Annotated in this window: 19 protein-coding genes; 13 read left to right on the top strand and 6 right to left on the bottom strand. The window is 42.0% G+C overall.

Features of this window, described 5'->3' with window-relative positions; all coding sequences use genetic code 11:
- Nucleotides 1-38: 38 nt before the first annotated feature.
- Genes ACFSTG_RS04865 through ACFSTG_RS04850 form a run of 4 tightly spaced genes read right to left on the bottom strand, consistent with a single transcriptional unit; the run spans nucleotide 39 to nucleotide 2,885 of the window.
- Nucleotides 39-611 carry a 5-formyltetrahydrofolate cyclo-ligase gene (locus tag ACFSTG_RS04865; protein WP_380749025.1) on the bottom strand — a complete coding sequence of 191 codons (573 nt, stop codon included), beginning with the start codon at nucleotides 609-611 and terminating at the stop codon, nucleotides 39-41.
- Nucleotides 580-1,587: a succinylglutamate desuccinylase/aspartoacylase family protein gene (locus ACFSTG_RS04860; protein ID WP_380749023.1), complete on the bottom strand. Its 1,008-nt coding sequence runs from the start codon at nucleotides 1,585-1,587 to the stop codon at nucleotides 580-582. Before ACFSTG_RS04860 ends, ACFSTG_RS04865 begins: the two co-directional genes overlap by 32 nt.
- 3 nt (nucleotides 1,588-1,590) lie before the next feature.
- Entirely contained in the window at nucleotides 1,591-2,463 is an 873-nt protein-coding gene (gene rimK, locus ACFSTG_RS04855) for a 30S ribosomal protein S6--L-glutamate ligase (RefSeq protein ID WP_380749021.1), read from the bottom strand.
- On the bottom strand, nucleotides 2,460-2,885 hold the full coding sequence (locus tag ACFSTG_RS04850; protein WP_380749019.1) for an ATP-dependent zinc protease family protein: 426 nt from the start codon (nucleotides 2,883-2,885) through the stop codon (nucleotides 2,460-2,462). Before ACFSTG_RS04850 ends, rimK begins: the two co-directional genes overlap by 4 nt.
- Nucleotides 2,886-3,148: 263 nt before the next feature.
- On the opposite strand from ACFSTG_RS04850, the gene uvrC reads away from it, so the two are divergent.
- From uvrC to ACFSTG_RS04795, 11 genes are all read left to right on the top strand, one after another.
- Nucleotides 3,149-4,939: an excinuclease ABC subunit UvrC gene (gene uvrC, locus ACFSTG_RS04845; RefSeq protein WP_380749017.1), complete on the top strand. Its 1,791-nt coding sequence runs from the start codon at nucleotides 3,149-3,151 to the stop codon at nucleotides 4,937-4,939.
- Between the two features lie 3 nt (nucleotides 4,940-4,942).
- Nucleotides 4,943-7,165, top strand: a complete 2,223-nt coding sequence (locus ACFSTG_RS04840) for a patatin-like phospholipase family protein (protein ID WP_380749015.1) — start codon at nucleotides 4,943-4,945, stop codon at nucleotides 7,163-7,165.
- A gap of 119 nt (nucleotides 7,166-7,284) precedes the next feature.
- Complete coding sequence (locus ACFSTG_RS04835) at nucleotides 7,285-8,445, top strand: homogentisate 1,2-dioxygenase (protein ID WP_380749013.1); 1,161 nt, start codon at nucleotides 7,285-7,287, stop codon at nucleotides 8,443-8,445.
- A 95-nt stretch (nucleotides 8,446-8,540) separates the two neighbouring features.
- Nucleotides 8,541-9,677 (top strand): 4-hydroxyphenylpyruvate dioxygenase, encoded by a 1,137-nt coding sequence (gene hppD, locus ACFSTG_RS04830; protein WP_380749011.1) that lies wholly within the window; start codon nucleotides 8,541-8,543, stop codon nucleotides 9,675-9,677.
- 298 nt (nucleotides 9,678-9,975) lie between these two features.
- Nucleotides 9,976-10,749, top strand: coding sequence for a DUF3108 domain-containing protein (locus ACFSTG_RS04825; RefSeq protein WP_380749009.1), 774 nt, complete (start codon nucleotides 9,976-9,978; stop codon nucleotides 10,747-10,749).
- 1 nt (nucleotide 10,750) lies between these two features.
- Nucleotides 10,751-11,722 (top strand): tryptophan 2,3-dioxygenase family protein, encoded by a 972-nt coding sequence (locus tag ACFSTG_RS04820; RefSeq protein WP_380749007.1) that lies wholly within the window; start codon nucleotides 10,751-10,753, stop codon nucleotides 11,720-11,722.
- Nucleotides 11,719-12,954: a M23 family metallopeptidase gene (locus ACFSTG_RS04815; protein WP_380749005.1), complete on the top strand. Its 1,236-nt coding sequence runs from the start codon at nucleotides 11,719-11,721 to the stop codon at nucleotides 12,952-12,954. Before ACFSTG_RS04820 ends, ACFSTG_RS04815 begins: the two co-directional genes overlap by 4 nt.
- A gap of 6 nt (nucleotides 12,955-12,960) precedes the next feature.
- Entirely contained in the window at nucleotides 12,961-14,595 is a 1,635-nt protein-coding gene (gene pgi, locus ACFSTG_RS04810; protein ID WP_380749003.1) for a glucose-6-phosphate isomerase, read from the top strand.
- 182 nt (nucleotides 14,596-14,777) lie between these two features.
- Complete coding sequence (locus ACFSTG_RS04805; RefSeq protein ID WP_380749001.1) at nucleotides 14,778-17,318, top strand: TonB-dependent receptor; 2,541 nt, start codon at nucleotides 14,778-14,780, stop codon at nucleotides 17,316-17,318.
- A gap of 12 nt (nucleotides 17,319-17,330) precedes the next feature.
- A complete protein-coding gene (locus tag ACFSTG_RS04800) occupies nucleotides 17,331-18,446 on the top strand; it encodes a hypothetical protein (RefSeq protein WP_380748999.1) in 1,116 nt (371 codons plus the stop codon).
- Nucleotides 18,447-18,553: 107 nt separating this feature from the next.
- Complete coding sequence (locus tag ACFSTG_RS04795; protein WP_380748997.1) at nucleotides 18,554-19,006, top strand: hypothetical protein; 453 nt, start codon at nucleotides 18,554-18,556, stop codon at nucleotides 19,004-19,006.
- Here the strand turns inward: ACFSTG_RS04795 and ACFSTG_RS04790 are convergent.
- Nucleotides 19,003-20,061 (bottom strand): endonuclease/exonuclease/phosphatase family protein, encoded by a 1,059-nt coding sequence (locus ACFSTG_RS04790; protein WP_380748995.1) that lies wholly within the window; start codon nucleotides 20,059-20,061, stop codon nucleotides 19,003-19,005. The two genes, ACFSTG_RS04795 and ACFSTG_RS04790, sit on opposite strands and share 4 nt — an antisense overlap.
- A gap of 107 nt (nucleotides 20,062-20,168) precedes the next feature.
- Here ACFSTG_RS04790 and ACFSTG_RS04785 point away from each other — a divergent pair, with 107 nt between their 5' ends.
- Together ACFSTG_RS04785 and ACFSTG_RS04780 are read left to right on the top strand one after the other, a co-directional pair.
- The gene (locus ACFSTG_RS04785; protein WP_380748993.1) at nucleotides 20,169-22,982 is read left to right on the top strand and encodes a carboxypeptidase-like regulatory domain-containing protein; all 2,814 of its coding nucleotides are present in this window, start codon (nucleotides 20,169-20,171) and stop codon (nucleotides 22,980-22,982) included.
- Entirely contained in the window at nucleotides 22,983-24,380 is a 1,398-nt protein-coding gene (locus ACFSTG_RS04780) for a DUF5689 domain-containing protein (RefSeq protein ID WP_380748991.1), read from the top strand.
- On the opposite strand, the gene ACFSTG_RS04775 is transcribed toward ACFSTG_RS04780, so the two are convergent.
- Nucleotides 24,377-26,563 carry a S9 family peptidase gene (locus tag ACFSTG_RS04775; RefSeq protein WP_380748989.1) on the bottom strand — a complete coding sequence of 729 codons (2,187 nt, stop codon included), beginning with the start codon at nucleotides 26,561-26,563 and terminating at the stop codon, nucleotides 24,377-24,379. The genes ACFSTG_RS04780 and ACFSTG_RS04775 overlap by 4 nt on opposite strands.
- Nucleotides 26,564-26,710: the final 147 nt, after the last annotated feature.

Genomic DNA, 26,710 nt, shown 5'->3' with positions numbered 1-26,710 from the left:
TAATTGGTTGGTTTAAAAGTAACTGAAAACCTAAAGCTTTACAAATTTTTGAAATTATATATTTTTTCGGGAGTCACACAATAATCCAGGGGAACATCGTTTTTGGTAACATCTGAGATCTCCTCTTCAACCTCAAAAAGGGAAAGCCCTATTTTGATCACATCTATTGAGCAATGGGAAAGGAAACGGTCATAAAAGCCCTTTCCGTAGCCCACACGGCTACCTTTTTGGTCAAAAGCAAGTAATGGAACGAAAACCACTTCAATTTGTTCCGGCTTAATTTCTATGCCGCCTTCGGGTTCAGGTATCCCCCAGGAATTCACGTTGATCTTTGTGTTATCTGTGAGCAGATAATTTGTGAGGGAACCGGTTTTGAAATCAGCTTTTGAGAGCACCACATTTTTATCCTTCCCCTGCAATACATGAAGAATAGCTTCTGTATCGACTTCTTTTTTTTCCTTAATACTCAGGAAAATGTGGTAGAAAGATAGCTCCCATACCGGAAGCTCAAGAAGCTGGTTTGCGATCTTAAGGCTTCGTTTTTCTACCTCTTCGGAAGAAAGGGTTTCCCGCAGATCTCTATATTTGTTGCGAAGCTGGTTCTTGTTCATAAGTCTCTTTGGAAACTGAAATATGAAAAATGGCATCTCCCTGATATACAATGGGGGATTCATTCACATTAATGATATAACCGGTATTAGGGGCTTTAACCTTATGGCGGAGTTTCCCGTATGGGTCTGTGATGGTCGCAATATATTCTCCTTTTTCGACATGCTTTCCAAAAGGGATCTTTATATGGAGGAGTCCACTGTATTTAGCCCGCATCCAGCTACTGTACTCAATAAAAATCGTCTCTCCTGATGGATCGGGGACTTCAAATTTTGGTTTCAGCATCTCAAAGTGGGCCAGGATCCTCATGATCCCTTCCACTCCATGTTTTGCCACAGTCTTGTTGCTGTCCCTGGACTTTCCCCCTTCAAAAAGCAATACGGGGATACCTCGTTTCGCACAGGTCTCGCGGTACGATTTTACAATGGTCTTTGAAATAATCGTAAAAGGAGCATTGAAGATACGGGCGTAGTGCATAGCCATATCTTCTCCTTTTTTGATCCTAATTTGAGGAGCATTGAATCGGCTTGCCCCTCCGGTATGGAAATCCATACAAAAATCGGCTACAGGAAGAATTTTCTGTACGAATTGATAAGCGAACCTGCTGGCTAGCGAACCGTTCTTTGTTCCGGGGAAAACCCTGTTAAGGTCCCGTCCATCAGGGAATTCTCGCGCCATGTTCAGGAACCCGAAAACATTGATAATTGGAATACAGATAACGGTTCCTTTAGCCGGTTTGTTGATTTCTTTTACAATGATCTGTCTCACAACCTCCACCCCGTTTATCTCATCTCCATGAATACCTGCGGTTATTAAAATGACCGGTCCCGGTTTTTTGGAACGCTCAATAATGATTGGAACATCGACCGAAGTGGTTGTATAAAGCTTGGCCATATTAAAGTTAATGGTCGCGCTTTTACCCGGGTGTATTTTCTTACCTAAGATATCCAGAACATTGTGCTCGTCTATATAAGCCATGAACTACAGATTTCTTTCAATATACCGTATTATAGTTTTGGCAATGTCTTTGCCTGTGGCATGTTCAATTCCTTCAAGGCCCGGCGAGGAGTTAACTTCGAGGATAAGTGGCCCGCGGGAACTTTGCAGCATATCAACCCCCGCTACTCCAAGACCCATTGCCTTAGCCGCCTTAATGGCTGCGATCTCTTCCTCATCGGAAAGCTGAATAACAGAAGCGGATCCACCCCTGTGAAGGTTAGACCTGAATTCCCCTTCCTTTCCCTGTCTTTTCATAGCTCCTACCACGTGGCCGTCAACAACCAGCGCCCTGATATCGGCTCCGCCGGCTTCTTTAATGAATTCCTGTACGATCACCCTTGCCTGCAATCCGTTGAAGGCTTCAATGACCGATTCGGCCGCATTTTTGGTCTCGGCGAGAACCACTCCAAGACCCTGGGTACCTTCCAGTAATTTGATGATCAATGGCGCTCCCCCCACATGGTCGATCACTTCTCCCACGTCTTTTGAATAGTTAGTGAAAACTGTTTTTGGAAGACCCAGCCTGGCTCTTGAAAGTACCTGAAGGCTTCGCAATTTGTCGCGGCTTCTTACAAGTGACTGAGATTCGGTGGTGGTAAAAACGCCCATCATTTCAAACTGTCGTACTACCGCAGTACCGTAGAAAGTTACCGAAGCTCCAATTCTCGGAATCACCGCATCTGCATCTTCTATGTGGCGGCCTCTGTAATAGATACTTGGGTGTTTCTTCTCTATTATAAGGTCACACTTAAGGGGGTCTATTACCTCTACATTATGATTTCGCTTTTTAGCGGCCTCCACTAAGCGTTGGGTGGAATACAAATTGCTATTCCTGGATAAGATCTTTATGTTCATTTTTGTTTCTTATTGTAAGATAGGTCGAAAAATTCAGTGTCCACTACAAATTTCTTGGTGATGAACTTCCGGCCCAAAAGTACGGGAAATCTCATTTCCTGCCGTGCGGTTAATGAAAGAGAAATTCGGTGTGTTTTTCCGAATAAAGTGATGGTGGTTTGTATCTGGTATCGCTTCTGTACAATGCCGTTACTGCTCTTTACGAACACTATGTCATAATCTGAAAAGCGAAATTCCTTTCCATTGTAAAGGGGATGTTCTTCGTCCAGGAAGGTACATCTAAGGATGCCTTTTTCCTCAACTATGTTATCGCAGTGAATCGAGGAGGTGTAGGCACCCGTATCTACTTTCACCGAAATATTTTCCAGGTGCAGATCGGGAAAATCTGCTTTGTCAAACCGCCCGATGGTAATTTTTTCCATGAATGCAAGGTACTAAAAGATGAATTGTCTATTCTTAACAAATTCTGAAATTCCATTTTTCCGGATTATACCCTGTCTTCTTATGCAACTTGGTCAAACCAACCTGCTGCTGCTGCAAAGCCTTATGGGATATTTTCTAAATTAAAAACTTCGACCTCTCCAGAGCAGATAACAAATTAGGGGAGATGCAATTAGGAAAAATTTAACAGATTACAGGGGTGCTGCGCCGCTCTTCCGTGTGTTAATATTTTACCTTTGGAACAATGGAGAAGAATACGGTCGAACTACAGATAAAAACCCTTCCAGAAAGCCCCGGCGTCTATCAGTATTACGATAAGAACGGAAGGATATTATATGTTGGCAAGGCGAAAAACCTGAAGAAGCGGGTTGCCTCTTATTTTACCAGGAATAATGACAGCCACCGCATTCGGGTGATGGTGAAAAAGATCCACGAAATAAGGCATATCGTGGTTTCTTCGGAAACAGATGCCCTTTTACTGGAGAACAATCTTATCAAAAAACACCAGCCTCGCTTCAATGTGATGTTGAAGGATGATAAGACCTATCCCTGGATCTGCATCAAAAATGAACGATTTTCAAGAGTTTTCCCTACGCGAAAATTGGTAAAGGACGGCAGCGAATATTATGGTCCCTATACTAGTTTCAGGACAGTGAATACTCTGCTTGACCTCATAAAAGGTGTTTTCCAGCTTCGCACCTGTAACTATGATCTTTCCGAGGAAAAGATAAGGAACGGCAAATATAAAGTTTGTCTGGAATATCACCTGGGGAACTGCAAAGGACCATGTGAGGCCCTTGAAAGTGAAGCAGAATACCTTAAGAAAATTGAGGCTATAAGACAAATCTTAAAGGGGAATTTCAAAGACTCCCTGCAGGAGTTCAAACAACAAATGAAAACCCATGCCGATAAAATGGAATTTGAAGAGGCACAAAGGATAAAAACCAAAATAGAAGTGCTTGAAAATTATCAGGCGAGGTCTACCGTGGTTAATCCCAGGATCAACAATGTTGATGTTTTCTCCATTGTAAGCGATGAGGGGTACGGGTATGTGAATTTCCTGCAGTTGTCTCACGGGGCAATTATTCGCTCCCATACCATTGAACTAAAGAAGAAGCTGGAAGAGACAGATAAGGAATTGCTAGAGTTGGGAATAACCGAGATACGCCAGCGTTTTAACTCAGAGACCCGCGAAATATATGTGCCTTTCAAAGTAGATGTGGGTGAGGAGATCAAAGTTACCGTTCCCCAATTGGGAGATAAAAAACAGATCGTGGAGTTGTCTACACGGAATGCGAAATATTTCAGGCAGGAAAGGTTCAAGCAAATGATGATCGTGGACCCTGACAGGCATGTGAACAGGATCATGGCGCAAATGAAACAGGATCTGCGGCTTAAGGAAGAACCTCGACACATCGAATGCTTTGATAACTCAAACATCCAGGGAAGCAATCCTGTGGCTGCCTGTGTGGTATTTAAAGATGGAAAACCGAGCAAAAAGGATTACCGGAAATTCAATATTAAAACGGTAGAAGGTCCTAACGATTTCGCATCCATGGAAGAAGTGGTTTTCAGAAGGTACAGGCGCTTGTTGGAAGAGGGAGAATCGTTGCCTCAACTTGTGATAGTTGATGGAGGAAAAGGCCAGTTATCTTCAGGGGTAAAGGCTCTGGACACTCTGGGTTTGAGGGGGAAAATAGCGATCATTGGTATCGCTAAAAGACTTGAGGAATTATTCTATCCCGGAGATTCGATACCGTTGTACCTGGACAAAAAGTCTGAAACCCTGAAGATCATTCAGCAGCTAAGAAATGAAGCCCACCGCTTCGGAATTACCTTTCACAGGAACAAACGCAGCAGTGTGGCATTAAATACCGAGTTGGATAATATAGCGGGAATAGGGGAAAAGACGGTGGTTGAACTATTAAAACACTTTCGTTCCCTGAAACGGGTCAAAGAAGCTTCCGAAGAAACTCTTGCAGGGGTTATCGGGAAATCAAAGGCTTCCATTATTTACAAACACTATCATACCTGATAAATGAAAAAAATCCTTTTGCTGTTACTCTTTTCAGTCTGTCTCACAGGCTATGCGCAGGAAGAAGATCCAAAAGTGGGTCTTGTCCTGAGTGGTGGCGGAGCAAAAGGGCTTGCTCATATTGGAGTGCTGAAGGTTATCGAAGAAGCAGGGGTGAAGATCGATTATATTGGCGGAACAAGTATGGGGGCTATCATTGGTGCATTATATTCTTCGGGATATTCGGCGACCCAACTGGACAGCATCATCAGGGAGACCAATTTCAATATTCTTATCCAGGATGAGCTGCCGCGAAGTGCCATGACCTTCTACGAGAAAAAGGATGCCGAAAAATATGCCATTACCCTGCCTTTTGACAATTTTAATGTTTCTTTTCCCGCGGCATATTCCAAAGGGCAGAACGTGTATAACCTCATTTCCAAGCTTACCCTTCACCTGCAGGATAAAAAGGATTTCAGTAAGCTGCCTATCCCCTTCTTTTGTGTAGCGACAGATGTTGAGACCGGAGAGGAAGTTATACTGGATAAAGGCCATTTACCTCAGGCGGTTTCGGCGAGTGCCTCAATTCCCACGCTTTTTAGCCCTGTGATGATAGATGGCAGGGTGTTGACAGACGGGGGCGTAGTCAATAATTACCCGGTTGAAGAACTTCTCAAAAGAGGGGCTGAAATTATTATTGGTGTTGATGTGCAGGATACCCTTGCCACGCGGGATGAAATGAAATCTGTCTTCTCCATACTTACCCAGATCAGTAATTTCAGGACTATTCAGGACATGAAAGAAAAGATCAAAAAGACAGATGTTTATATAGATCCTGATATTTTGCCTTTCAGTGTTATGTCTTTTGATAAGGGGAAAGAGATCATAAAAGCAGGAGAGGACGCCGCAGCTGTTCATATGGAGGAACTTAAAGCTATTGCTGCTTTGCAAACCCGTACCAGAGAAGTTCGTGCACCCATCCCGGCGGTGGAGACACTTCGGATCTCAGATGTTCGGATTGAGGGAAATTCTTCTTATCCCAGGGATTACATACTGGGTAAACTGAAATTAAAATATCCCTCTACCGTTTCCTATAAAGAACTTAGATTGGGGATAAACAACCTTTCTGCCACGAGGAACTTCAATCGTGTGAATTATCAACTGGTACCTCTTAATGAAAGTTATGTCCTGGTCCTTCAGCTTGAGGAAAACATGGGCAAGACCCTTCTGCGTCTGGCTGTTCATTATGATCAACTGTATAAAAGCGGGGCTTTAGTAAATCTTACACAAAAGAGTCTTTTAGCAACCAATGATGTAACTTCGCTTGATGTGGTGCTGGGAGATAATTTCAGGTACAATTTCCATTACTATCTCGATAAAGGTTATTATTGGAGTGTAGGACTTAGAAGTCGTTACAACAGCTTCAGCAAAGGGGTGTCATTTGATTTCGCGAAAGAAAATGCCAGGCTGGATGGAAGCGGGATAAATCAACTACAGGTTGATTACGAGGATTACACGAACCAACTATATGCCGAGACCCTCTTTGGTCAGATATTTTCATTTGGACTGGGTGCCGAACATAAATTCCTGGATATTGAGTCCAAGACACTTGGGGTTAGTACTCCTGAAGAGGAGAACAGGGGTGTTTTTGACAAATCTAATTATTACAGTGGTTTTGGATATTTAAAGCTGGACAGTTTTGACAATAAATATTTCCCCACCCGGGGTTTGTATTTTGACGGGGATATCCATTGGTACCTTTTTTCCTCAGATTACCTGGGTAATTTTTCCTCCTTTTCTGTAATTAAAGGAACGACGGGTTTTGCCCTCACTCCGCTACCTGATTTTACCACCCGCATTTTTTCTGAAGCAGGCTTTCGGGTAGGAAGTAGCAGGAATAATATTTTTGACTTCTTCCTTGGTGGCTACGGAAATGATTTCATCAACAATTTCGTTCCTTTCTATGGGTATGATTTTATTGGACTTTCGGGAGACAGTTATATTAAAGGTCTGGTTGAACTGGATTATGAGTTTTACCGGAAGCACCATTTGATCTTTAGTGCAAACTATGCCAATGTTGGAAATGAACTCTACGGGACCGGGGAATGGTTCAGCTCACCGGAGTTTTCGGGGTATGCTTTGGGTTACAGCCTTGACACCTTTATTGGCCCTATAGAGATCAAATATTCCATTTCCCCTGAATTGAAAGAGAGTCATTGGTTTTTTAATCTCGGCTTTTGGTTTTAAACCTCCTTTAACTGGAATTCCCGTAAATATTTCAGATATTTGTAATTAATCGAATTTTTTGTGACACTTGCTGATATTATTGGCTGTCGCAAACGTTTTCTTAATTAAAATTTCAGAACATGCCATTTTATCATAAACTCGGAAAAATACCTCATAAAAGGCATACGGTGTTCAAAAAACCGGATGGCAGCCTTTATTATGAACAATTGTTCGGTACTATTGGTTTCGACGGAATGTCAACAAATATGTACCATGAGCAGCGGCCTACACAGGTGAAAGAAATAAAAGGCAGCTACAATGCCAGACCTAAAATAGCAGCAGAGCACAATATCAAATCCTATAGATTTAAGGGATTCCATATAAAACCTGAACCAGATTATCTGCAGAGCAGAAAGACCGTACTCACCAATTCAGATGTCGATATTGTACTGGCATCCCCGCAACAATCTACAAAGGATTATTTTTATAAAAACTCAGATTCAGACGAACTTTTGTTCATACATCAGGGTACCGGAAAACTCAGGACCCATCTGGGTAACCTCGATTTCAAATATGGAGATTACCTGGTCATCCCCCGTGGGACTATCTATAAAATAGATTTTGATGATGAGGTTAACAGGTTGTTCATCGTGGAATCCAGAAGACCTATTTATACTCCAAAGCGTTACCGGAACTATTTCGGGCAGCTGCTGGAGCATTCTCCCTTCTGCGAGCGTGACCTTCGTCAACCTTACGAACTGGAAACAAACGACGAGAATGGGGAATTTCTTATGAAGGTCAAAAAACAGGGACAGATCTATGACATGATCTATGCTTCACATCCTTTTGATGTAGTTGGATATGACGGTTACAATTACCCTTATGCCTTTTCTATTCATGATTTCGAACCTATAACAGGTAGGATACACCAACCCCCACCGGTACACCAAACTTTCGAGACAGATGCTTTTGTGGTGTGTTCCTTTGTGCCGAGGTTGTATGATTACCATCCCGATAGTATTCCGGCGCCTTACAACCACAGTAATATTGACAGTGATGAGGTACTCTATTACGTAGACGGAGATTTTATGAGCAGGAATGATATTGAAAAAGGGCATATCTCCCTACATCCTGCAGGGATTCCACATGGCCCGCACCCGGGAGCGGTTGAGCGCAGCATTGGGCAGACAGAGACAGAGGAACTGGCGGTAATGGTTGATACTTTCAAACCCCTGCAAATTACTGAGGACGCAATGGAAATTGCAGATGATAGTTACCACAAATCCTGGCTGGATCATTAACCCGAACCCACTTCCCATATCTTTCTTAAGTTTGGGCAGGAAAATTAGAAACAGAAAATTAAGTATGGTTTTTTTAAAACCTTAAAAAAAATATTATGGCTACAGAGAACACAGCAGAAATAAAAAAAACAGTACCCCAGGCAGAGGATTTCCTCCCGTTGTTAGGTACAGACTTCGTTGAACTTTATGTTGGAAACGCCAAGCAGGCTGCATTCTATTACCAGCAGGCATGGGGGTTTCAACCCGTCGCATATTCAGGGCTTGAAACCGGCAACAAAGATCAGGTATCTTATGTTCTTCAACAAGACAAGATAAGGTTAGTGTTGACTTCTCCAATTAAACCCGGAGGGGAGATCAATGAACATATCAATAAACATGGGGATGGAGTAAAAGTAGTTGCCCTGTGGGTGGATGATGCACGTAAAAGTTACGAAGAAACCACAAAGCGTGGCGCAAAGTCATATAAGGAGCCATATGAACTAAAGGACGATAATGGTCATGTTGTGATCTCCGGAATCCATACCTATGGAGAAACTGTTCACCTTTTTGTGGAGAGAAAGAATTATTCGGGACCATTCCTGCCCGGGTACAAACCATACAAACCCCATTTTAAGGCAGATGAAGTAGGCCTTAAATATATTGACCACATGGTGGGTAATGTTGGGTGGAACGAAATGAACAAGTGGTGTGAATTCTATGCCAAGGTTATGGGATTCGCACAGCTGGTATCTTTTGATGATAAAGATATTTCTACAGAATATACCGCTTTAATGAGTAAGGTAATGAGTAACGGTAATGGTAGGATAAAGTTTCCTATTAATGAACCAGCAGAAGGAAAGAAAAAATCACAGATCGAAGAATATATTGATTTCTATAACGGAGCCGGAGTACAGCATATCGCTGTTGCTACAGATAATATTATCGAGACTGTTACCCAATTAAGGGACCGCGGAGTTGAATTCCTTTATGTTCCTGAGGCATATTATGACGATGTTTTGGACAGAGTGGGAGAGATCGATGAAGATCTTGCCCCTTTAAAGGAACTCGGAGTCTTAATTGACCGTGATGATGAAGGTTATTTACTTCAGATCTTTACAAAGCCGGTTTTGGACAGGCCAACCATGTTCTTTGAGATCATTCAGCGAAAAGGAGCCCAATCTTTCGGGAAAGGTAATTTTAAAGCTCTTTTTGAAGCTATCGAGAGGGAGCAAACTTTGAGGGGAACTCTGTAATTTTATTGTTATTTATAAATACAAACCAATATAAAACTTAAAAATATCACTTTTTATAAGCTTCTGAGTTAAAGTTCATTTTGCTATTGCGATTAATGTAAATTTAAAGGACTTTTGCACCGCAATTTTGGAGTGGTTACCAGAATTGGAAAAAAATAATATTTTTTTCATAATTTAAGTTTTAGTTGGTTAAAGAAGATTAAAACCCCGTCATCCTTGACGGGGTTTTTTTGTTTTAATACATTTGGAATAGAAATTGTAATTGTAACCCAAATAAAGAAAACTAAGCTATACCTACATGAAAAAGATATTTACGATTATAATTTCCCTGGTTGTCTTAAATGTGACAGCCCAATCCCATCAGGCATTCGCTGATGGTGAATGGTTTAGGTTCAGGATCCATTACGGGGTCTTCAATGCGAGTTTTGCAACCCTTGAAGTAAAGGAAACCACTTTTAAAAATAAACCTGTTTATCATGTGGTGGGAAAAGGCAAATCTACAGGCCTTCTACATTTATTTTTTAAGGTTGATGATAATTATGAGACCTTTGTAGATAAAAATACGGGATCTCCCCTAAGGTTCATCAGGCAAATTGATGAAGGTGGCCACACCAAAGATATCCAGATAGATTTTGACCATAGCTCCAACACGGCTCATGTTTTTAACCGTAAGCATAACACACATGAATCCTTTACGGTACAGGAGAATGTGCATGATATGTTATCCTCCTTCTATTATCTTCGGAACAATCTCAATGTAGACGATATTTCCCCTGGAGAGATGATGACACTCAATATGTTTTTCGACAATGAGAACCACGATTTTAAGTTAAAATTCCTCGGAAGGGAGGTCGTAAAAACAAAAATGGGTAATATTGCTGCGCTTAAGTTCAAACCTTATGTGCTGGCAGGCAGGGTTTTCAAGGAAAAAGAAAGCCTGACTATTTGGGTAAGCGATGATGGTAACAGGATGCCGGTAAAAATAAAAGCAGATCTGGCAGTAGGTTCTCTGGATGCCAGTTTGGATGCTTTTAAAGGCTTAAAACATCCGTTGAAAATTATAATGAAATAAAATGGAAGAAATTACACCCGAGATTGCCCAAAAAGTCCGGCAACTGGAAGAGAAATTTAAAAATTCCGGTCAGGACCTTGGTTCCTATCTCGATGGCCTTCTTCACGACCGCTACTTAACCTATTGGGATTACATAAGTCTGGATACGCTTTTAAGCCTTCAGAAAACAAAAACACATTTTCCTGATGAGGAGATCTTCATTGGGTACCACCAGATCACCGAGCTTTTCTTTAAGCTGATCATTCATGAACAGAAACAAATAGTAGAAGCTGAAAACCTTACGGTTCCTTTCTTTACTGAAAAATTGAATCGAATTATTCGGTATTTCAGAGTGCTTACGGGTTCTTTTGATATCATGATTCGCGGTATGGAGAGGGAGCAGTTCCTGAAGTTCAGGATGGCCCTTTTACCTGCCAGTGGTTTCCAATCAGGGCAATTCAGGATGATTGAAATATACTCCACTCCTCTGGAAAACCTGGTGCACATGGAGATTCGGAAGAACATGCCGCCAGAGGCTTCCATAGAAGACCTTTATGAAAATATTTATTGGAAAAGGGGTGCTACCGACCTTTCTTCGGGAGAAAAAACCCTCACCCTTAAACAGTTCGAGGAAGAATATGATCCTAAATTCCTGGCACTCGCCAACAGGGTAAAAAGTAAAACCCTCTATCAGATATATCAGCAACTTTCTTCCGAAGAAAAAAACAATAAAAATTTAATTGAGGCGTTGCGTACATTGGACGTAACAGTCAACGTTAACTGGCTGCTAATGCATATTGGAGCTGCTCATCGTTATCTAATGAGCAAGAAAGGTGCTGTTGCGGCTACCGGAGGCACGAACTGGAAGGATTTTCTTCCACCGAGTTTCCAACGCATTTCCTTTTTTCCTGAACTTTGGAATGAGGAGGAGATGAAAGAATGGGGCAAGGAATGGGTAGATGAAACGTTTAACAAAAAAATGCATTCGAATTGAAAAGATTAAGTTACCTGCTAATGTTGATGATGGTCTTGACGGCCTGTAATGACCAACACAAAAATGAGGAAATAGCCGATAACACTGTTAAAGAACCTGCCGCTCCGGTAGTGGAGGAGTATGGGTTTATTTTTAACGATTATGAAGTGGTGCGTGACACCATAAGATCTGGAGATACTTTTGGGATCATTCTTGGGACCCACGGAGTAGACCCCGGAAAGATCTTTGAAATCGTAGAAAAATCCAGGGATACTTTTAATCCCCGAAAGATGCGAACAGGAAAACCATACGTGATCCTGAAGGACAGGGATTCTGCTAAAACCCCGAAAGCTTTTATTTACGAAAATGATCTGGTAAACTATACTGTGGTCGATATCAAGGACACTATCAATGCCTACACTGCAAAGAAACCTGTAACTATCTCCAAGAGAACTGTAGCCGGAGTGATCAATTCCAATCTCTCTGAAACCATGCAGGAAGAAGGGCTTAGTAACTTACTGGCTCTTGAAATGAGCAATATATATCAATGGAGTATTGATTTTTTCAGGCTTCAGAAAGGGGACAGGTTTAAGCTGGTTTACCACGAAAGATATATTAATGACAGTATTTATGCAGGTATAGAGAGTATTGAAGCTGCTGTTTTTTATCACCAGGATAAACCATATTACGCCTTTAATTTTATGGTAGATTCGGTTGCCGGAGGCCGGGATTACTATGATGAGAAGGCCCGTCCTTTACAGAGTTTTTTCCTAAAAGCACCATTAGATTTTTTTAGGATTTCATCCCGCTTTAGTCCTAACAGGTTCCATCCCGTGCAAAAACGCTGGAAAGCCCATAAAGGAACAGATTATGCCGCTGCCCATGGGACGCCGATCAAGAGTACTGCCAATGGCGTGATCATCGCTTCTTCCTACACCGCAGGAAACGGGAATTACGTGAAAGTGAAACACAATGATACCTACACTACCCAATACCTGCATATGTCCAAACGAGCAGTGAAGCAGGGGCAAAGAGTGAAGCAGGGGGATATCATAGGATATGTGGGCAGTACAGGTCTTGCCACAGGGCCACACGTGTGCTATCGTTTCTGGAAGAACGGGGTGCAGGTGGATCCCTTCCGGCAAAATTTACCTTCCGCTGAGCCTATTGAAGAAAAATATATTCCGTCCTATTTTGCAGCGATTGAACCCTTAAAGGCCGAATTAGGGAATATTGAATTTAAAGAGATCTAATTGACAATGAAAAGCACTAACCCAACCCAAACCAAGGCCTGGAAAAAATTAGAAGACCATTTTAAAGCTGTTAAGGACCTGAAGCTAAAAAGTGAATTTGAATCCCATCCCGGTAGGGCAGATGAATTTACCCTGCGGTGGGAGGATTTCTATGTAGATTACAGTAAAAATCTTATCACAAAAGAAACCCGGGACCTGTTGATAGAATTGGCAGAGGAAGTTGGCCTGGAAGAGGCCATTTTCGATTATTTTGGTGGCGGGCGTATTAACAGGACAGAAGGTCGCGCCGTTTTGCACACCGCATTGCGGGAAAAAAATACTACTGAAGTTGAGGTGGATGGGGAAAATGTGATCCCTGAAGTTTTCAAGGTAAAAGAAAAAATACGCAGTTTTAGTAACTCTGTCATTGATGGTTCCCGAAAAGGATTTACAGGCAAACCTTTTTCAGATATTGTAAATATCGGGATAGGTGGTTCTGATCTGGGTCCGGTAATGGTTACAGAAGCCCTGAAGAACTATACAAATCATCTTAAAGTACATTTTGTTTCTAACGTAGACGGGGATCATGTTCATGAAACCATTCAGGACCTTGACCCCGAAACCACATTGTTTGTAATCGTTTCCAAATCCTTTTCAACCCAGGAGACACTTGCAAATTCAACCACCATCAGAAAGTGGTTTACCAAAAGAGCGCCTGCAGAAGCTGTTGCCAAACACTTTGTCGCCGTTTCCAGCAATGTTAAGGCAGTAAAGGAATTTGGAATTGAAGCCGAAAACATTTTCCCTATGTGGGACTGGGTGGGCGGCCGTTTCTCCCTTTGGAGTGCCGTTGGCCTTTCTATTGCTTTATCGATAGGACCTAATAGCTTCGAGAAACTACTTGACGGGGCATACGCTATGGACCAACACTTCAGGGAGACCCCGTTTGAAAAGAACATTCCTGTTCAATTGGCATTGTTGACGGTATGGTATAATAATTTCCATCAAGCCGAAACCCAGGCTATCATTCCCTATACTCAATACCTGCACAGATTTTCTGCTTATCTTCAGCAGGCGATCATGGAAAGCAATGGGAAAGGGGTAGATCGTTCAGGAAAAGAGGTGACTTATCAAACCGGAAATATTATCTGGGGGGAGCCGGGAACAAATTCCCAGCATGCGTTCTTTCAGCTTATTCACCAGGGTACAAAACTCATTCCTGCAGATTTCATCGGATTCAAAAAATCCCTTTTCGATGACAAAGCTCATCATAACAAGCTAATGGCCAATTTCTTTGCCCAGACCGAAGCTTTGCTGGCAGGAAAAAATTCCGAAGAAGTTAGAAAGGAACTTACTTCGAAAGGTCTTAGTGAAGAAGAACTTGAAAAATTGCTTCCCTTCAAGACTTTTCCCGGCAACAGGCCCACTACTACTATCCTTATTGAGAAACTAACTCCCGCAAGCCTCGGGAAACTCATAGCTCTCTACGAGCACCAGATCTTTGTGCAGGGAATCATCTGGAATGTATACAGTTATGACCAATGGGGAGTGGAATTAGGAAAACAGCTAGCGGACAATATTTTGTCTGAAATTGAGGAAAATGACGTTCGTGGTCATGATTCCTCGACTTCAAAACTGTTAAAATTTTATCTACAAGAATAACAGCAAATTAGCTTTTCATTAACCTTTTTTTACAACCTCTTGTATTCCAAGAGGTTGTTTCATTTTGCCATTGTTGAAAACGTTATCGTTTTTGTGAAAAATTCTTAACCTTAAGTTAAAGGATATATTTTAGAAAATGCTTTCTTTTGCACCATCAATTTAAACAACAAACAAATTACACAATGAGGAAATTTTTAGCATTAGCGTTTTTCTTAACGTCCGCTACTATTTTTGCTCAGACTACTTTAACAGGTAAGGTAGTAGAAGCAGAAACAAACACTCCAATACCGGGTGTAAACATTGGTATTAAACAAACCACCGTGGGGACGGTGACAGATTTTGATGGTAATTTCACTATTGAAACAGCAAGAACTCAGGGAGTGCTTGTTCTTTCCTACGTAGGGTTCACCTCTATTGAGGTACCTTTTACCGGTTCTGCAGATCTTGGAACTCTCTCCATGGAACCAAGTGCTTTTGGTTTGGATGAAGTTGTAGTTACCAGCTTTTCTTTAGCCATAGACAGGAAAACTCCTGTCGCTGTTTCAACCATTCAGGCAAGAGATATTGAAACTAAACTTGGAAGCCAGGAATTTCCTGAGATCCTGAAATCAACACCTGGGGTATACGCTACTAAAAATGGAGGAGGATTTGGAGACGCTGAGTTAAGGCTTAGAGGTTTTAACTCTGAAAATATCGCCGTTATGATCAACGGTATTCCTGTAAATGACATGGAAAATGGTCGGGTATACTGGTCTAACTGGGCCGGACTTTCTGATGTTACCCGTTCAATGCAGGTACAGAGAGGACTTGGAGCTTCTAAAGTTGCAGTGCCATCTATTGGAGGTACTGTGAATATTGTGACCAAGACCACAGATATGGAAGAAGGTGGTAACGTAATGATGAGAACCGGAAATGACGGGTATCAAAAATTCGGATTCACTCTTTCTACAGGAAAATTCGATAATGGGTTTGCAGCTACTATTGCAGCTTCAAGAACTACCGGTAACGGTTTTGTAGACGGTACTGAATTCGAAGGGTATTCCTACTTTATAAACCTTGCAAAGGAATTTGGTGAAGACCACCAGCTTTCCTTTACCGCTTTTGGTGCACCGCAATGGCACGGTCAACGTCAGAATTCTGAATTGATCGAGACTTTCAGAGAAAGCGACAGAGGTATTAAATTCAACCGTGACTGGGGTTATTTGAACGGAGAGGTAACGCACGTTGAAGATAACTTCTACCACAAGCCTCAAATGTCCCTTAACCACTACTGGAATATTTCAGACGCTACAAACCTTTCTACAGCTGCTTACGCTTCCTTTGGAACCGGTGGTGGTGGAGGATACGGTGGAGTTAACAAGTTCGGACTTGGAACTGAGAGCGCTCCTTCTCCATACCGTAACGGTTATCTGCAGCCTTTGAACCTTGACAAGATCGTGGACGAGAATATTGAGCGTGGAGCTTTAGGTGCTGAAACCTACCTTCGTGCTTCAAGAAATAACCACAACTGGTATGGGGTTCTATCTACACTTTCAACAGAGGTTACTGAAGATATTGAGTTCATGGGTGGTGTTGACCTTCGTTACTATAAAGGAGAACATTTTACTGAGCTTACCAATTTGTTAGGTGGACAATACCTTTTGGATACAGATGATGAGAACAACAAATTAAAGCAGGTTCAGGTAGGGGATAAGATCGATTATTATGATGAAGGATTTGTACTTTGGGAAGGTGCATTCGCCCAGGCCGAGTACTCAAGAAATGAACTTTCTGCTTTCATCTCTGTAGCTGCCTCCAATACTTCTTATAAGAGAAAGGATTACTTCAACTATAAAGATAACAACCCTTTAAGAGAGACAGATTACCAGCATTTCTTCGGGTATAGCGCAAAAGGTGGGGCAAACTTCAACCTTGATGCTAACAACAATATCTTTGCAAACATAGGTTACTTTGAAAAAGCTCCTGGATTTGATGCGGTTTTCCTTAACTACCAGAATGACATCAATGATGACGCTGAAAACCAGAAGATCTTTAGTGCAGAACTTGGATATGGATACCGTAGCGCTAATTTCAGGGCTAATGTGAATATTTACCGTACAGAGTGGAATGACAGAACCTTAACCCAGAGTTTTAGAAATGCTGACGGTACTTTTGGATCTGCGAACATTCTTGGGGTTAATGCACTTCACCAGGGTATTGAAGTAGACCTTAACTACCGTCCCTTTGACAAACTTACCCTTACAGGTATGGCTTCTATAGGAGATTGGACCTGGGTTAATGATGTGACAGATGTACAGATCTTCAACGAAGAGCAGCAATTGATAAGAACAATTGACCTTTTCATCGCTGACCTGAAAGTTGGTGATGCTGCACAGACAACTTTTGCCTTAGGTGCAGATTATGAAGCATTTGAAGGAACAAATGTGCGTCTTGATTTCAATTATTTTGATAACTTGTTCGCAGATTTCGATCCTAACTTCAGAAATACTGAAGGTGTTGGACAGGCATGGGAAGTTCCTGCTTACGGGATCCTTGATTTTGGTTTAACTCACGATTTCACTATCGGTGGTTTTGATGCAATGTTCCTGGGTAACGTAAATAACATATTAGGAACAGAGTATATTGCAGATGCCCGTGATGGAGGAATGTCAAGTGCCCGCACCGCTACCGTATACTACGGCTTCGGAAGAACGTATACTGTTGGAGCAAAAATTAATTTTTAAAAAAATACTAAGATGAAGAAGTCAATCTATTTATTAATGATGTTTGCCGGCCTGGTATTTACCAGCTGCGAACCTTTGGATGACATCCATGATGAAGTTGATGCTGAATTGGACGCAAGACCAACAGTAGGAACAGCAGAATTCACTCTTACAGATGAAGATTATGAATTCCTTAACCGCGATTACGGAAATTTTGATTCACCCGAACAGGCAGGAGATTCTATTCCACGGCTTTTAAAGAATAAATATCCGGTTTGGGGTAAAGGTTCCTTAGCCACAGTTACTTTTGACGTGTACAACCCGGCTGTTAAAGTTGGAAGCTTTGTTTCTTATGAAGTAACAGAGGAGGAGTACAAAGAACTTGGTTTCAAATATGGAAACTTTGACAGTGCAGATGATATGATCAAGTTCCTTAACCACAAATATCCTGAAGCTAAAACAGGAGATGCAGTTGAGTTAACTTACGAATATTATGCAGGAAGTACCAGTACCAGAACAACAACTTACGTTTTTATGAACGGTGCCTGGGAAGAAGCAGTGACTTTGGAAAGAGCAGATTATACTGCTATGGGTGAATCTTACCCTAACTTCTCAAGCAGGAATGATGCTATTGAAGATCTTTCTACTTTCTTAAAGTTAGAATATCCTTATGCGGAAGCTGAGGATACCAAAGCAGTAATTTATGCCCTTCATATTGGAGGTGGTAAAACCGTAAAGCAGGTTGAGATCTTTACTTATGACGGTGCTGCATGGGGTTCTCCGGGATCTGTAGTTGAAACTACCCTTCAGTTTGGACATGACGGTACTGCCTGGGAACCAGACAATACTGTGGTTTACATTTTAGGACCTGCAGATTTCACTTTTATCAGTGATGAATTGGGTGATACCTATGATGATCCGGCCTGGAGTGCAGGTAACTACAACAACTTCGACAGAAGGTTTGGAAACCCTAACTACTGGAGTGATGATATGCTGGTTGAAGCAATGAACATTCTTTTAAATGAGAAAGTTGCTCCAAACGCAGAAGAAGGTCAGAAATACGTTATGGTTTTCGCTATCTATAACGGTACGGCAGGAACCGAACAATTGAGCCTTATTAAACAAGGAGGAGTTTGGGTTAGAAACTAATCCACTTTCTTTGTTCGATGAACAATAAATGATGAAAAGGCCGCCACTTGAAAAAGTGGCGGTTTTTTTATGCAAAAAAGTTACCTTTACCCGTAAAACTTAACTATATGTACTCAACTTTATTTTTTATCCACTCCTGGTGGGCGTATTTAGTGCTTCTTATTTTAGTGATCGCAGCCGTTAATTCCCTTATTGGTTTCTTTACCAAAAAGGAATATGGGGCCAACGACTTCAGAATTTCATTATTCACCTTAATTGTTTCGCATATACAATTACTCATAGGTATTGTGCTATATATTGTTGGAATTTTACAGAATGCTAAATATTTTAGCGCCTTTTCTAACCTTGGAATGGGGGAGATAATGAAAGACTCCACTTTGAGGTTATATCTTGTTGAGCACCCTCTTATGATGATCCTGGCGGTTGTTTTCGTGACCATAGGATATTCCAGGCATAAAAAGAAACTTACTTCTCATCCTAAATTCAAGTCCCTCGCTATTTTTTATACCCTTGGGCTGGTATTCCTTTTGTCAAGGATCCCGTGGAGCGCCTGGTTTTAGGGTGCTTCCTTAATCAATAGCACATATACCGGGAAGTGATCACTGTAACCCCCTATGTAACCACTGCTGCCAAAGCTGCGGAAGGGGTATCCTTTATATTGCCCAACCTGGGTCACCAGGAAAGGTTCGTTAAAGATCATTGCCCTGAAATATTTGTAACCTGAATGCTCCTGCTCCAGGAATGGCTGCGATAGTAGTATCTGGTCAAAGAGGTTCCACCCGTCTCTGTAGGCAGAGCTGCCAATGCCTTTTTTGAAGAGACCGGCCATTGGATTATAAAGTTCCCTGAACCCTGTATCTGATCTTTCTGTTTTTGCTCCCAGGATGTTTCTAAGGCTCTTGTCGTGTGGATCATCATTGAAATCTCCCATTACGATGATCCTGGCATAAGGATCGATGCGGTGAAGGGAATCAATGATCTTTTTATTCAAAAGGGCTGCATTCTCACGTTTGTAACTACTGGCCTTCTCCCCACCGCTTCTGGATGGCCAATGGTTCACTATAATATTTATTCTTTCCCCTTCCAGTAAACCTGTGACAACGAGTTGGTCTCTGGTGAAGACCCTTTTCCCGGGGTACTTCCTGTCATAAAGAACAAGTTCATGACTGTAGGAATGTTCCGGGTAAAATAAGTTTTTATTGTACAACAGACCTACATCTATTCCTCTTTGATCTGGAGAGTCGTAATGAATGATCCCGTAATTGGCAGATTCCAATAAATTATGGGAGACCACATCTTCGAGGACGCTCTGGTTCTCAATTTCGCAGACTCCTATTAGCGCCGGGGGTGTCCCTGTTTCCTTTCTCCCGATAGTACTTATGGCCTCAGCCATCTTCTTCACCTTATCATTGTAAACTGCTTCTGTCCAGCGATCTTTTCCATGAGGAGTACGTTCATTGTCAAATGTGGCAGGATCGTCATGTATATCGAAAAGATTTTCCAGGTTATAAAAGGCCACACTCAGGATTTTATAATCCTTTTTTTCCTGGGCTGATATAGGGAGGGATAGATAAAAAAGAAACAGAAAAAATCCTGTTATAGTTATGCTCCTCATAGGGTATAACGTTCTGAATATTAATATGTTAAATTTGTGAGGGAGCGCGTCAAAGATAAAAATAAAAATGTAATATTGCTCCCTAATTGCCTCCCCCTGAACATTTTATGAAAAAAATTTACTCCCGTAGTAGAAAAATACTACTGGTATTATCGTTTTGCTCCTATTCTGTGGCTGCACAAAAAACTTTGATCAAAGGAAAGGTGGTAGATGAAATTACCTCCCGGCCTCTTCCCGGAGTAACCGTGACTCTCTCCGGAACGTCTTTTAAGGAGGAAACAAACGAGGAAGGGGATTTCGTGTTTCCTGATGTTTCTTTACCGGGAGAACATATTCTAATATTCTCCAAAAATGTTTTTTTGGAAAAGCGTTTTCCAATAATGCTTTCCGGAAATCCTATCGATCTTGAGATCATATATTTAAGACCCGATATTGGTGACAGGCAGCAAACCGGAACTATTAGCTTGTCTGAAAGTGAACTTGATGAAGAAGATGGTGGCTACGCCAATATTTCGGGACTACTGCAGGCTACTAAAGACGTTTTTCTTAATGCCGCTGCCTTTGATTTCAGCCAGACCTTTTTCCGGCCTCGTGGATACGACAGTGAATTCGGGAAGCTCCTCATCAACGGGGTGGAAATGAACAAATTCTTTAACGGCAGGCCGCAATGGAGCAACTGGGGTGGTCTTAATGATGTGCAAAGAGATCAGGATTTTTCTATGGGATCAGGTCCTTCAGATGTTTCCTTCGGGAGTCTTGCCGGCACTACCAATATTAGCATGAGAGCTTCGAAATATACCAGGGGAGGAAGATTCTCATATGCCCTTGCAAACAGAACCTATACCGGAAGGCTCATGGGCAGTTACCATTCAGGACTCACTGAGGAGGGTTGGGCTTTTTCCGTTTCCCTTTCCCGTCGTTTTGCTGAAGAAAGTTATATCGATGGTTCGATCTATGATGCCAACTCTTTTTTTACTTCCGTAGAGAAAAAAATAAACGAACAACACAGTCTTAATTTCACCACTTTTTATACTCCTAACCGCAGAGGGAAAAATTCTCCCAACACGAGCGAAGTTTATGATCTTAGGGGTAACCGTTATAATTCATATTGGGGATATCAGGACGGGGAAATTAGGAATTCACGTGAGCGTATTATTCAGGAACCTGTATTTATGCTGAATCATTACTGGGATCTTTCAGAAAAGACAGAGCTTAACACCAATGTTGCCTACCAGTTTGGTAAAGTGGGCAATAGCCGGATCGATTATGGCGGCAGCAGGCTGGTTACAGGTCCAAATGGGGAAGAGATCTTTATTGGGGGCGGGAGTAACCCTGATCCTTCCTATTATCAAAAAATGCCTTCTTACTTTCTGCGCTTTGAAGATGTACCGGATTATCGTGCTGCCTACCTGGCAAGAGAGGAATTTGAGAATGACGGTCAGATCGACTGGCCGGCGATGTATCTTGCCAATGAGACTGCCACTTCGATGGGGGGTAATTCCCTTTATGTTCTTTATGACGACCGGAATGATGACAAGCAGATTTCAGCCAATACCATATTGCGAAAAGCCTTATCTGACAGGCTAACGCTTAACGCTGCACTTAATTTCCGGAATTTAACAAGCCATAATTATGCTGCAGTCCTGGATCTTTTAGGCGGAAATAGTTTTCTTGATGTCGATTCCTTCTCTGAAGGAGAAGAAGCACAAAATGACCTTTTGAACCCCAATCGCCTGGTTGCGAAGGGGGATGCATTCAAATATGATTTTGATATGGATGCCTCAACTGTTTCAGGATTTGCTCAGATGCAGGCTTTCCTTCCAAAGTTCGATCTTTATGCCGCCGTTGATCTTTCCTCGACTGGTTATCAAAGAACGGGATATTTCAAAAATGGAAATTTCCCGAATAATTCTTTAGGGAAGAGTGATCATCTGCAGTTTCAGAATTATGGTTTCAAAGGAGGTGTTACCTACAAATATTCAGGGAGGCATCTCTTCAATGCCAATCTTTCACACTTCACAAAACCTCCCACTCTCCGCAATTCCTTTTCCAATTCCCGGCAGAACAATGAGACGGTGAGGGGTTTAAATAACGAGAGTATATTTACGGCAGATGTAGGTTACATCCTGAGATCTCCTGTAATCACAGGTAGGATCACCGGTTTCTATGGCCAGTTTCTAAATGGCACAGAGATTTCCTTCTACTATGCGGATGGTCTTTCTGGCCTGGGCAGGAATTCCACTACTGCCTTCGTGCAGGAGGTCCTTACCGGCATCAACAAAAAACATCTGGGATTGGAAGCCGGGGTGGAGGTGAAGGTTACTGCCACCATTAAATTAAAAGCAGCAGGTGCTTTCGGGGAGTATCTATACAGTAATAATCCTCATCTGTATCTCACTTCAGATGATTTCACCAATTCCCTTGATATGGGAAGATCTTATATTAAAAATTACAGGTTGCCCGGAGGACCTCAGCAGGCAGCACAGATTGGGTTCGAATATCGGGACCCCGACTTCTGGTGGTTTTCTGCGACGGCTAACTTCTTTTCCAAAGCTTTCGTAGATTTTGCTCCTCTAAGCCGGTCGAAGAATTTTTTCACAGATTCTGACGGACTCCCTATTGTTGGTTATGATGAAGACGTGGCGAAAGAGGTGCTAAAACAGGAAGAACTGGAAGGCTATACCCTTGTCAATATCGTGGGTGGAAAGTCCTGGAAGATCAGGAATAAGTTCTTCGGAATTTTTGCCAGCCTCAATAATATCCTGAATGCCGATTATCGAACAGGAGGATTCGAACAATCCCGGAATGTTAACTATCATTTGCTTAAAACCGACAAGGAGCGGGAACAACCAATTTTTGGTCCTAAATACTGGTTCGGTCCCGGTACCACTTATTATACTCACGTTTATTTCCGTTTTTAGATGAAAAGAACAAGTACCTTCCTTTTGGGGTTCACCCTTTTATTCCTTTCCTGCGTTCCCGATGAAGAATTTGGACTGCCTGCGGCAGAGGATACAGTTGTTCCTGAAACAAATACTTCCTTAAATGCGATTTTGGGAGCTTTTTATCAAAACCCTGATGGGCTGGTAACCATAGAGCAAGATTACATTTTTGAGGCCTATGTGGTTTCCAGTGATGAAGCCGGCAATTTTTATAAGGAGTTGGTCATCCAGGATAGACCGCAGAACCCTGTGGCAGGAATAAACATTAAGCTCAATATGAATTCCTATTTTCAGTATTTCAACTTCGGAAGAAAGGTATACATTAAAGCAAAAGGCCTGAGTATTACCAATATGAATGGAGTGCCTACCATGGGAATTGCCAATGGAAGAAAAATTGACAATATTCCGCAGTCAAAGATCACAGATCATGTTGTGCGATCTGGAGAAGTAGCAGAAATAGTTCCTTTAACGGTGGAGGCACTTGAATTTAGCGACAGGCTTGAAAACCTCTTTGTGAAGGTGGAAAATGTTCAGTTTTCCTCATTTTTAGTGAACCCTCAGGAGCCCTTCACCTACGCCAGTGCCGGCAATGACGAGTTTGATGGAGAACGGCTGATAGAAAGTTGTAACGGAGATTTTCCTTTTGTGCTCAGCACCAGTACCTATGCCGATTTTAAAGGATTTCCCCTTCCATCGGGAAGCGGGTCCATACAGGGAGTGCTTACGCGTGATTATTATGACGAATTCTATACCATCTATTTAAATTCCCCAGACGATCTTGATTTTTCCAATAATAAAAGGTGTGATCCAGCAATCCTAAATTGCGGTATAGCGGAAACCGTGGGTTCGAAAATTCTTTTTTCTGAAGATTTTACTTCCCAAACCAATAATAAACCGGTAAAAGGGAATGGTTGGACGAATTATATAGAGGAAGGTTCCAAACCCTGGGAAGCATTTACGGCAACAGGAGCCAATGCGTCTCTGGGAAGATCGGCCAGAATGCGGCCAGGAGGATCCGGAGATTATAAAAGCGTTAGCTGGCTTATCTCTCCAAAAATCAATTTTGCGAAAAATACCGGAGAATTTTTAAATTTTAAGTCCTCCACCAGTTTTGCCAATGGAAGCCTGCTGGACGTTTTGATCTCTACCAATTGGGATGGCAATGAAGAAAACTTCCGTCTGGCCTCCTGGAAGATCCTTTCTGCTGCTTATCTTGCACAAAACTCAGACTACTTCGGGGACTGGATCTCCTCGGGATATGTCGATCTCTCCTGTGTGGAAGGAGAGGGCCATATCGCCTTTAGATACACCGGAAGTGATCTCGCCAACTACAACGGAGTTTACGAACTGGATGATATTATTATCGGGGCAGATTAAAATTCATCTTCCAGCATACCTTCCAACTTTAAAAGAAAGGCGAATTCCAGGGCAGTTACTTTATAGCGTTCAAATCTTCCAGACGCTCCTCCATGACCTGCTTCCATATTGGTGTGCAATAGGAGTAGATTGTCATCTGTCTTTTTATCCCTCAATTTGGCTACCCATTTGGCCGGTTCCCAGTATTGCACCTGGGAATCGAAGAGTCCGGTTGTGACCAGCATATGAGGATAATCCTGTTCGGTCACATTATCATAAGGGGAATAAGACAACATGTAATCATAGCTATCCTTGTTCTTGGGATTCCCCCATTCATCAAATTCATTTGTCGTAAGCGGGATGGTCTCATCAAGCATAGTGGAGACAACATCGACAAAAGGTACACCTGCGATAATACCGTTGAATTTTTCAGGAGCCATGTTCACAATTGCACCCATAAGTAACCCTCCGGCACTGCCACCTTTCGCATACAGGTGATCTTCAGAGGTGTATTGCTTCTCAATAAGGTATTCCGCAGAGTCTATAAAATCGGTAAAAGTGTTGATCTTCTTGAACATTTTTCCTTCGTCATACCACTTACGTCCCATTTCCTGTCCTCCCCGAATATGAGCTATGGCATAGACAAAACCACGGTCGAGTAAACTTAAGCGTTCTGAACTGAACCAGGGATCTGTAGAAGATCCATAAGAACCGTAGGCATACAGCAGCATTGGTGTATCTGCAGATTTTTTCGTTGTTTTCCGGTAAACCAGCGTAACCGGGATTTTCACCCCGTCACGTGCTTCTGCAAAGATCCTTTCTGTGATATAATCGTCAGAGTTGTGACCGCCAACTACCTCCTGTTGCTTTAAAACCTTTCGAGATTTTGTCTCCATATCATATTCAATGGTAGACATTGGGGTAGTTAGTGAAGAGTAGATGTACCTGAGCTTGGTAGTGTTGAATTCCGGGTTATAGGAGGTGTAGGCAACATAGGCAGGTTCTTCGAATTCCAGATAATGTTCCTCCTCATTTTTCTGATTCATTATTCGCAGGTGCGTTAGGGCATTGCTTCTTTCGCTCACCACCAGGTGATCGTTAAAAACCTCTATTCCGCTTAGCAGGACATCTTCCCGGTGCGGGATCACTTCTGTCCAGTTATCTTTGGAAGTCGAATTTTTAGGAGTTTCCATCAGCCTGAAATTTCGAGCATTCCAGTTGGTCATCACGTAAAATTTATCTTCAAAATGTTCAATGCTGTATTCATGGTCCCTTTCCCTTGAAGCAAATTGACGAAAGTTTCCATTAGGATCATCAGCGTCAAGAATATAATAATCACTGCTCACGGTACTGCCCATTCCGATAATTATGTAATCATCAGATTTGGATTTGTAAACTCCTATATAGAAAGAAGGATCTTTCTCTTCGTACACCAGTTCATCCTGTTTAGTGTCCTCACCAAGGGTGTGACGGTGTATCTTCTCTGCAAGCAGGGAAACTTTGTTCTTGGTTGCGTAGAAGTAGGTTTGATTGTCATTCGCCCATGCCCCGCCTCCTGTTGTATTCTCCAGCTTATCCTTCAAAATTTCTCCTGTTTCCAGGTTCTTGAACTTTATGTGATAAACTCTCCTGCTCAAAGTGTCGGTTCCGAAGGCAAGTAGTTTGTTGTCAGGACTCACTTGTAATCCTGCAACAGAGAAATAATCATGACCTTCTGCCATTTCATTGACATTGAGCATTATTTCCTCCTCTGCCTCCATTTTTCCCTTTTTCCGGGCGTAAATGGGATATTCTTTTCCCTCTTCATAACGGGTGTAGTACCAATAACCATTCTTAAAATACGGAACAGATTCATCAGTTTGTTTGATGCGGCCAACGATCTCTTCATAAAGTTCCTGCTGAAGGGAATCGGTATCCTTCATGACCGTCTTGGTATACGCGTTTTCTGCATTCAAATAATCCAGAACCCTTTGCGTTTGTTCATCGGGCTCAGCCGCCATTTTTTGTTCATCTGTAAGACGCATCCAGAAATAAGGATCTGTACGGCTGTGGCCGTGAATGGTCAAAACGGAATCTTTTTGCATCACATCGGGCGCTTCCTGATAAGAAGATGCGGTTACCTTTTCTAACTGTTCGGTTTGAGACCATGCAGCCGGAGTGGAGACAAAAAATGCAAGAATTGCAGCGTATAATAAATGCTTCATGAGATTATAATTTTAAGAAGTATAAAAAAGAATATCCTTAAAGGACCTTCCTGTTAAAATTTTTTTTAAGATACTCAAAAAATGAAAATGTCGGGAATATTTTTCCAGTTCCTGCGATTATGCTTTCCCAATGCTTAATACTTATCT

Origin of the sequence: Salinimicrobium flavum, assembly GCF_042684505.1 — a bacterium.
Taxonomy (GTDB): domain Bacteria; phylum Bacteroidota; class Bacteroidia; order Flavobacteriales; family Flavobacteriaceae; genus Salinimicrobium; species Salinimicrobium flavum.
The sequence above is the reverse complement of the archived record's forward strand: the minus strand, read 5'-3'. Positions and strand labels throughout refer to the sequence as shown.

What these genes read in the sequence shown, in the direction of transcription:
- ACFSTG_RS04865 (WP_380749025.1), bottom strand. Translation starts at nt 611, where the DNA reads ATGAACAAGAACCAGCTTCGCAACAAATATAGAGATCTGCGGGAAACC.
- ACFSTG_RS04860 (WP_380749023.1), bottom strand. Translation starts at nt 1,587, where the DNA reads ATGGCTTATATAGACGAGCACAATGTTCTGGATATCTTAGGTAAGAAA.
- rimK (WP_380749021.1), bottom strand. Translation starts at nt 2,463, where the DNA reads ATGAACATAAAGATCTTATCCAGGAATAGCAATTTGTATTCCACCCAA.
- ACFSTG_RS04850 (WP_380749019.1), bottom strand. Translation starts at nt 2,885, where the DNA reads ATGGAAAAAATTACCATCGGGCGGTTTGACAAAGCAGATTTTCCCGAT.
- uvrC (WP_380749017.1), top strand. Translation starts at nt 3,149, where the DNA reads ATGGAGAAGAATACGGTCGAACTACAGATAAAAACCCTTCCAGAAAGC.
- ACFSTG_RS04840 (WP_380749015.1), top strand. Translation starts at nt 4,943, where the DNA reads ATGAAAAAAATCCTTTTGCTGTTACTCTTTTCAGTCTGTCTCACAGGC.
- ACFSTG_RS04835 (WP_380749013.1), top strand. Translation starts at nt 7,285, where the DNA reads ATGCCATTTTATCATAAACTCGGAAAAATACCTCATAAAAGGCATACG.
- hppD (WP_380749011.1), top strand. Translation starts at nt 8,541, where the DNA reads ATGGCTACAGAGAACACAGCAGAAATAAAAAAAACAGTACCCCAGGCA.
- ACFSTG_RS04825 (WP_380749009.1), top strand. Translation starts at nt 9,976, where the DNA reads ATGAAAAAGATATTTACGATTATAATTTCCCTGGTTGTCTTAAATGTG.
- ACFSTG_RS04820 (WP_380749007.1), top strand. Translation starts at nt 10,751, where the DNA reads ATGGAAGAAATTACACCCGAGATTGCCCAAAAAGTCCGGCAACTGGAA.
- pgi (WP_380749003.1), top strand. Translation starts at nt 12,961, where the DNA reads ATGAAAAGCACTAACCCAACCCAAACCAAGGCCTGGAAAAAATTAGAA.
- ACFSTG_RS04805 (WP_380749001.1), top strand. Translation starts at nt 14,778, where the DNA reads ATGAGGAAATTTTTAGCATTAGCGTTTTTCTTAACGTCCGCTACTATT.
- ACFSTG_RS04800 (WP_380748999.1), top strand. Translation starts at nt 17,331, where the DNA reads ATGAAGAAGTCAATCTATTTATTAATGATGTTTGCCGGCCTGGTATTT.
- ACFSTG_RS04795 (WP_380748997.1), top strand. Translation starts at nt 18,554, where the DNA reads ATGTACTCAACTTTATTTTTTATCCACTCCTGGTGGGCGTATTTAGTG.
- ACFSTG_RS04790 (WP_380748995.1), bottom strand. Translation starts at nt 20,061, where the DNA reads ATGAGGAGCATAACTATAACAGGATTTTTTCTGTTTCTTTTTTATCTA.
- ACFSTG_RS04785 (WP_380748993.1), top strand. Translation starts at nt 20,169, where the DNA reads ATGAAAAAAATTTACTCCCGTAGTAGAAAAATACTACTGGTATTATCG.
- ACFSTG_RS04780 (WP_380748991.1), top strand. Translation starts at nt 22,983, where the DNA reads ATGAAAAGAACAAGTACCTTCCTTTTGGGGTTCACCCTTTTATTCCTT.
- ACFSTG_RS04775 (WP_380748989.1), bottom strand. Translation starts at nt 26,563, where the DNA reads ATGAAGCATTTATTATACGCTGCAATTCTTGCATTTTTTGTCTCCACT.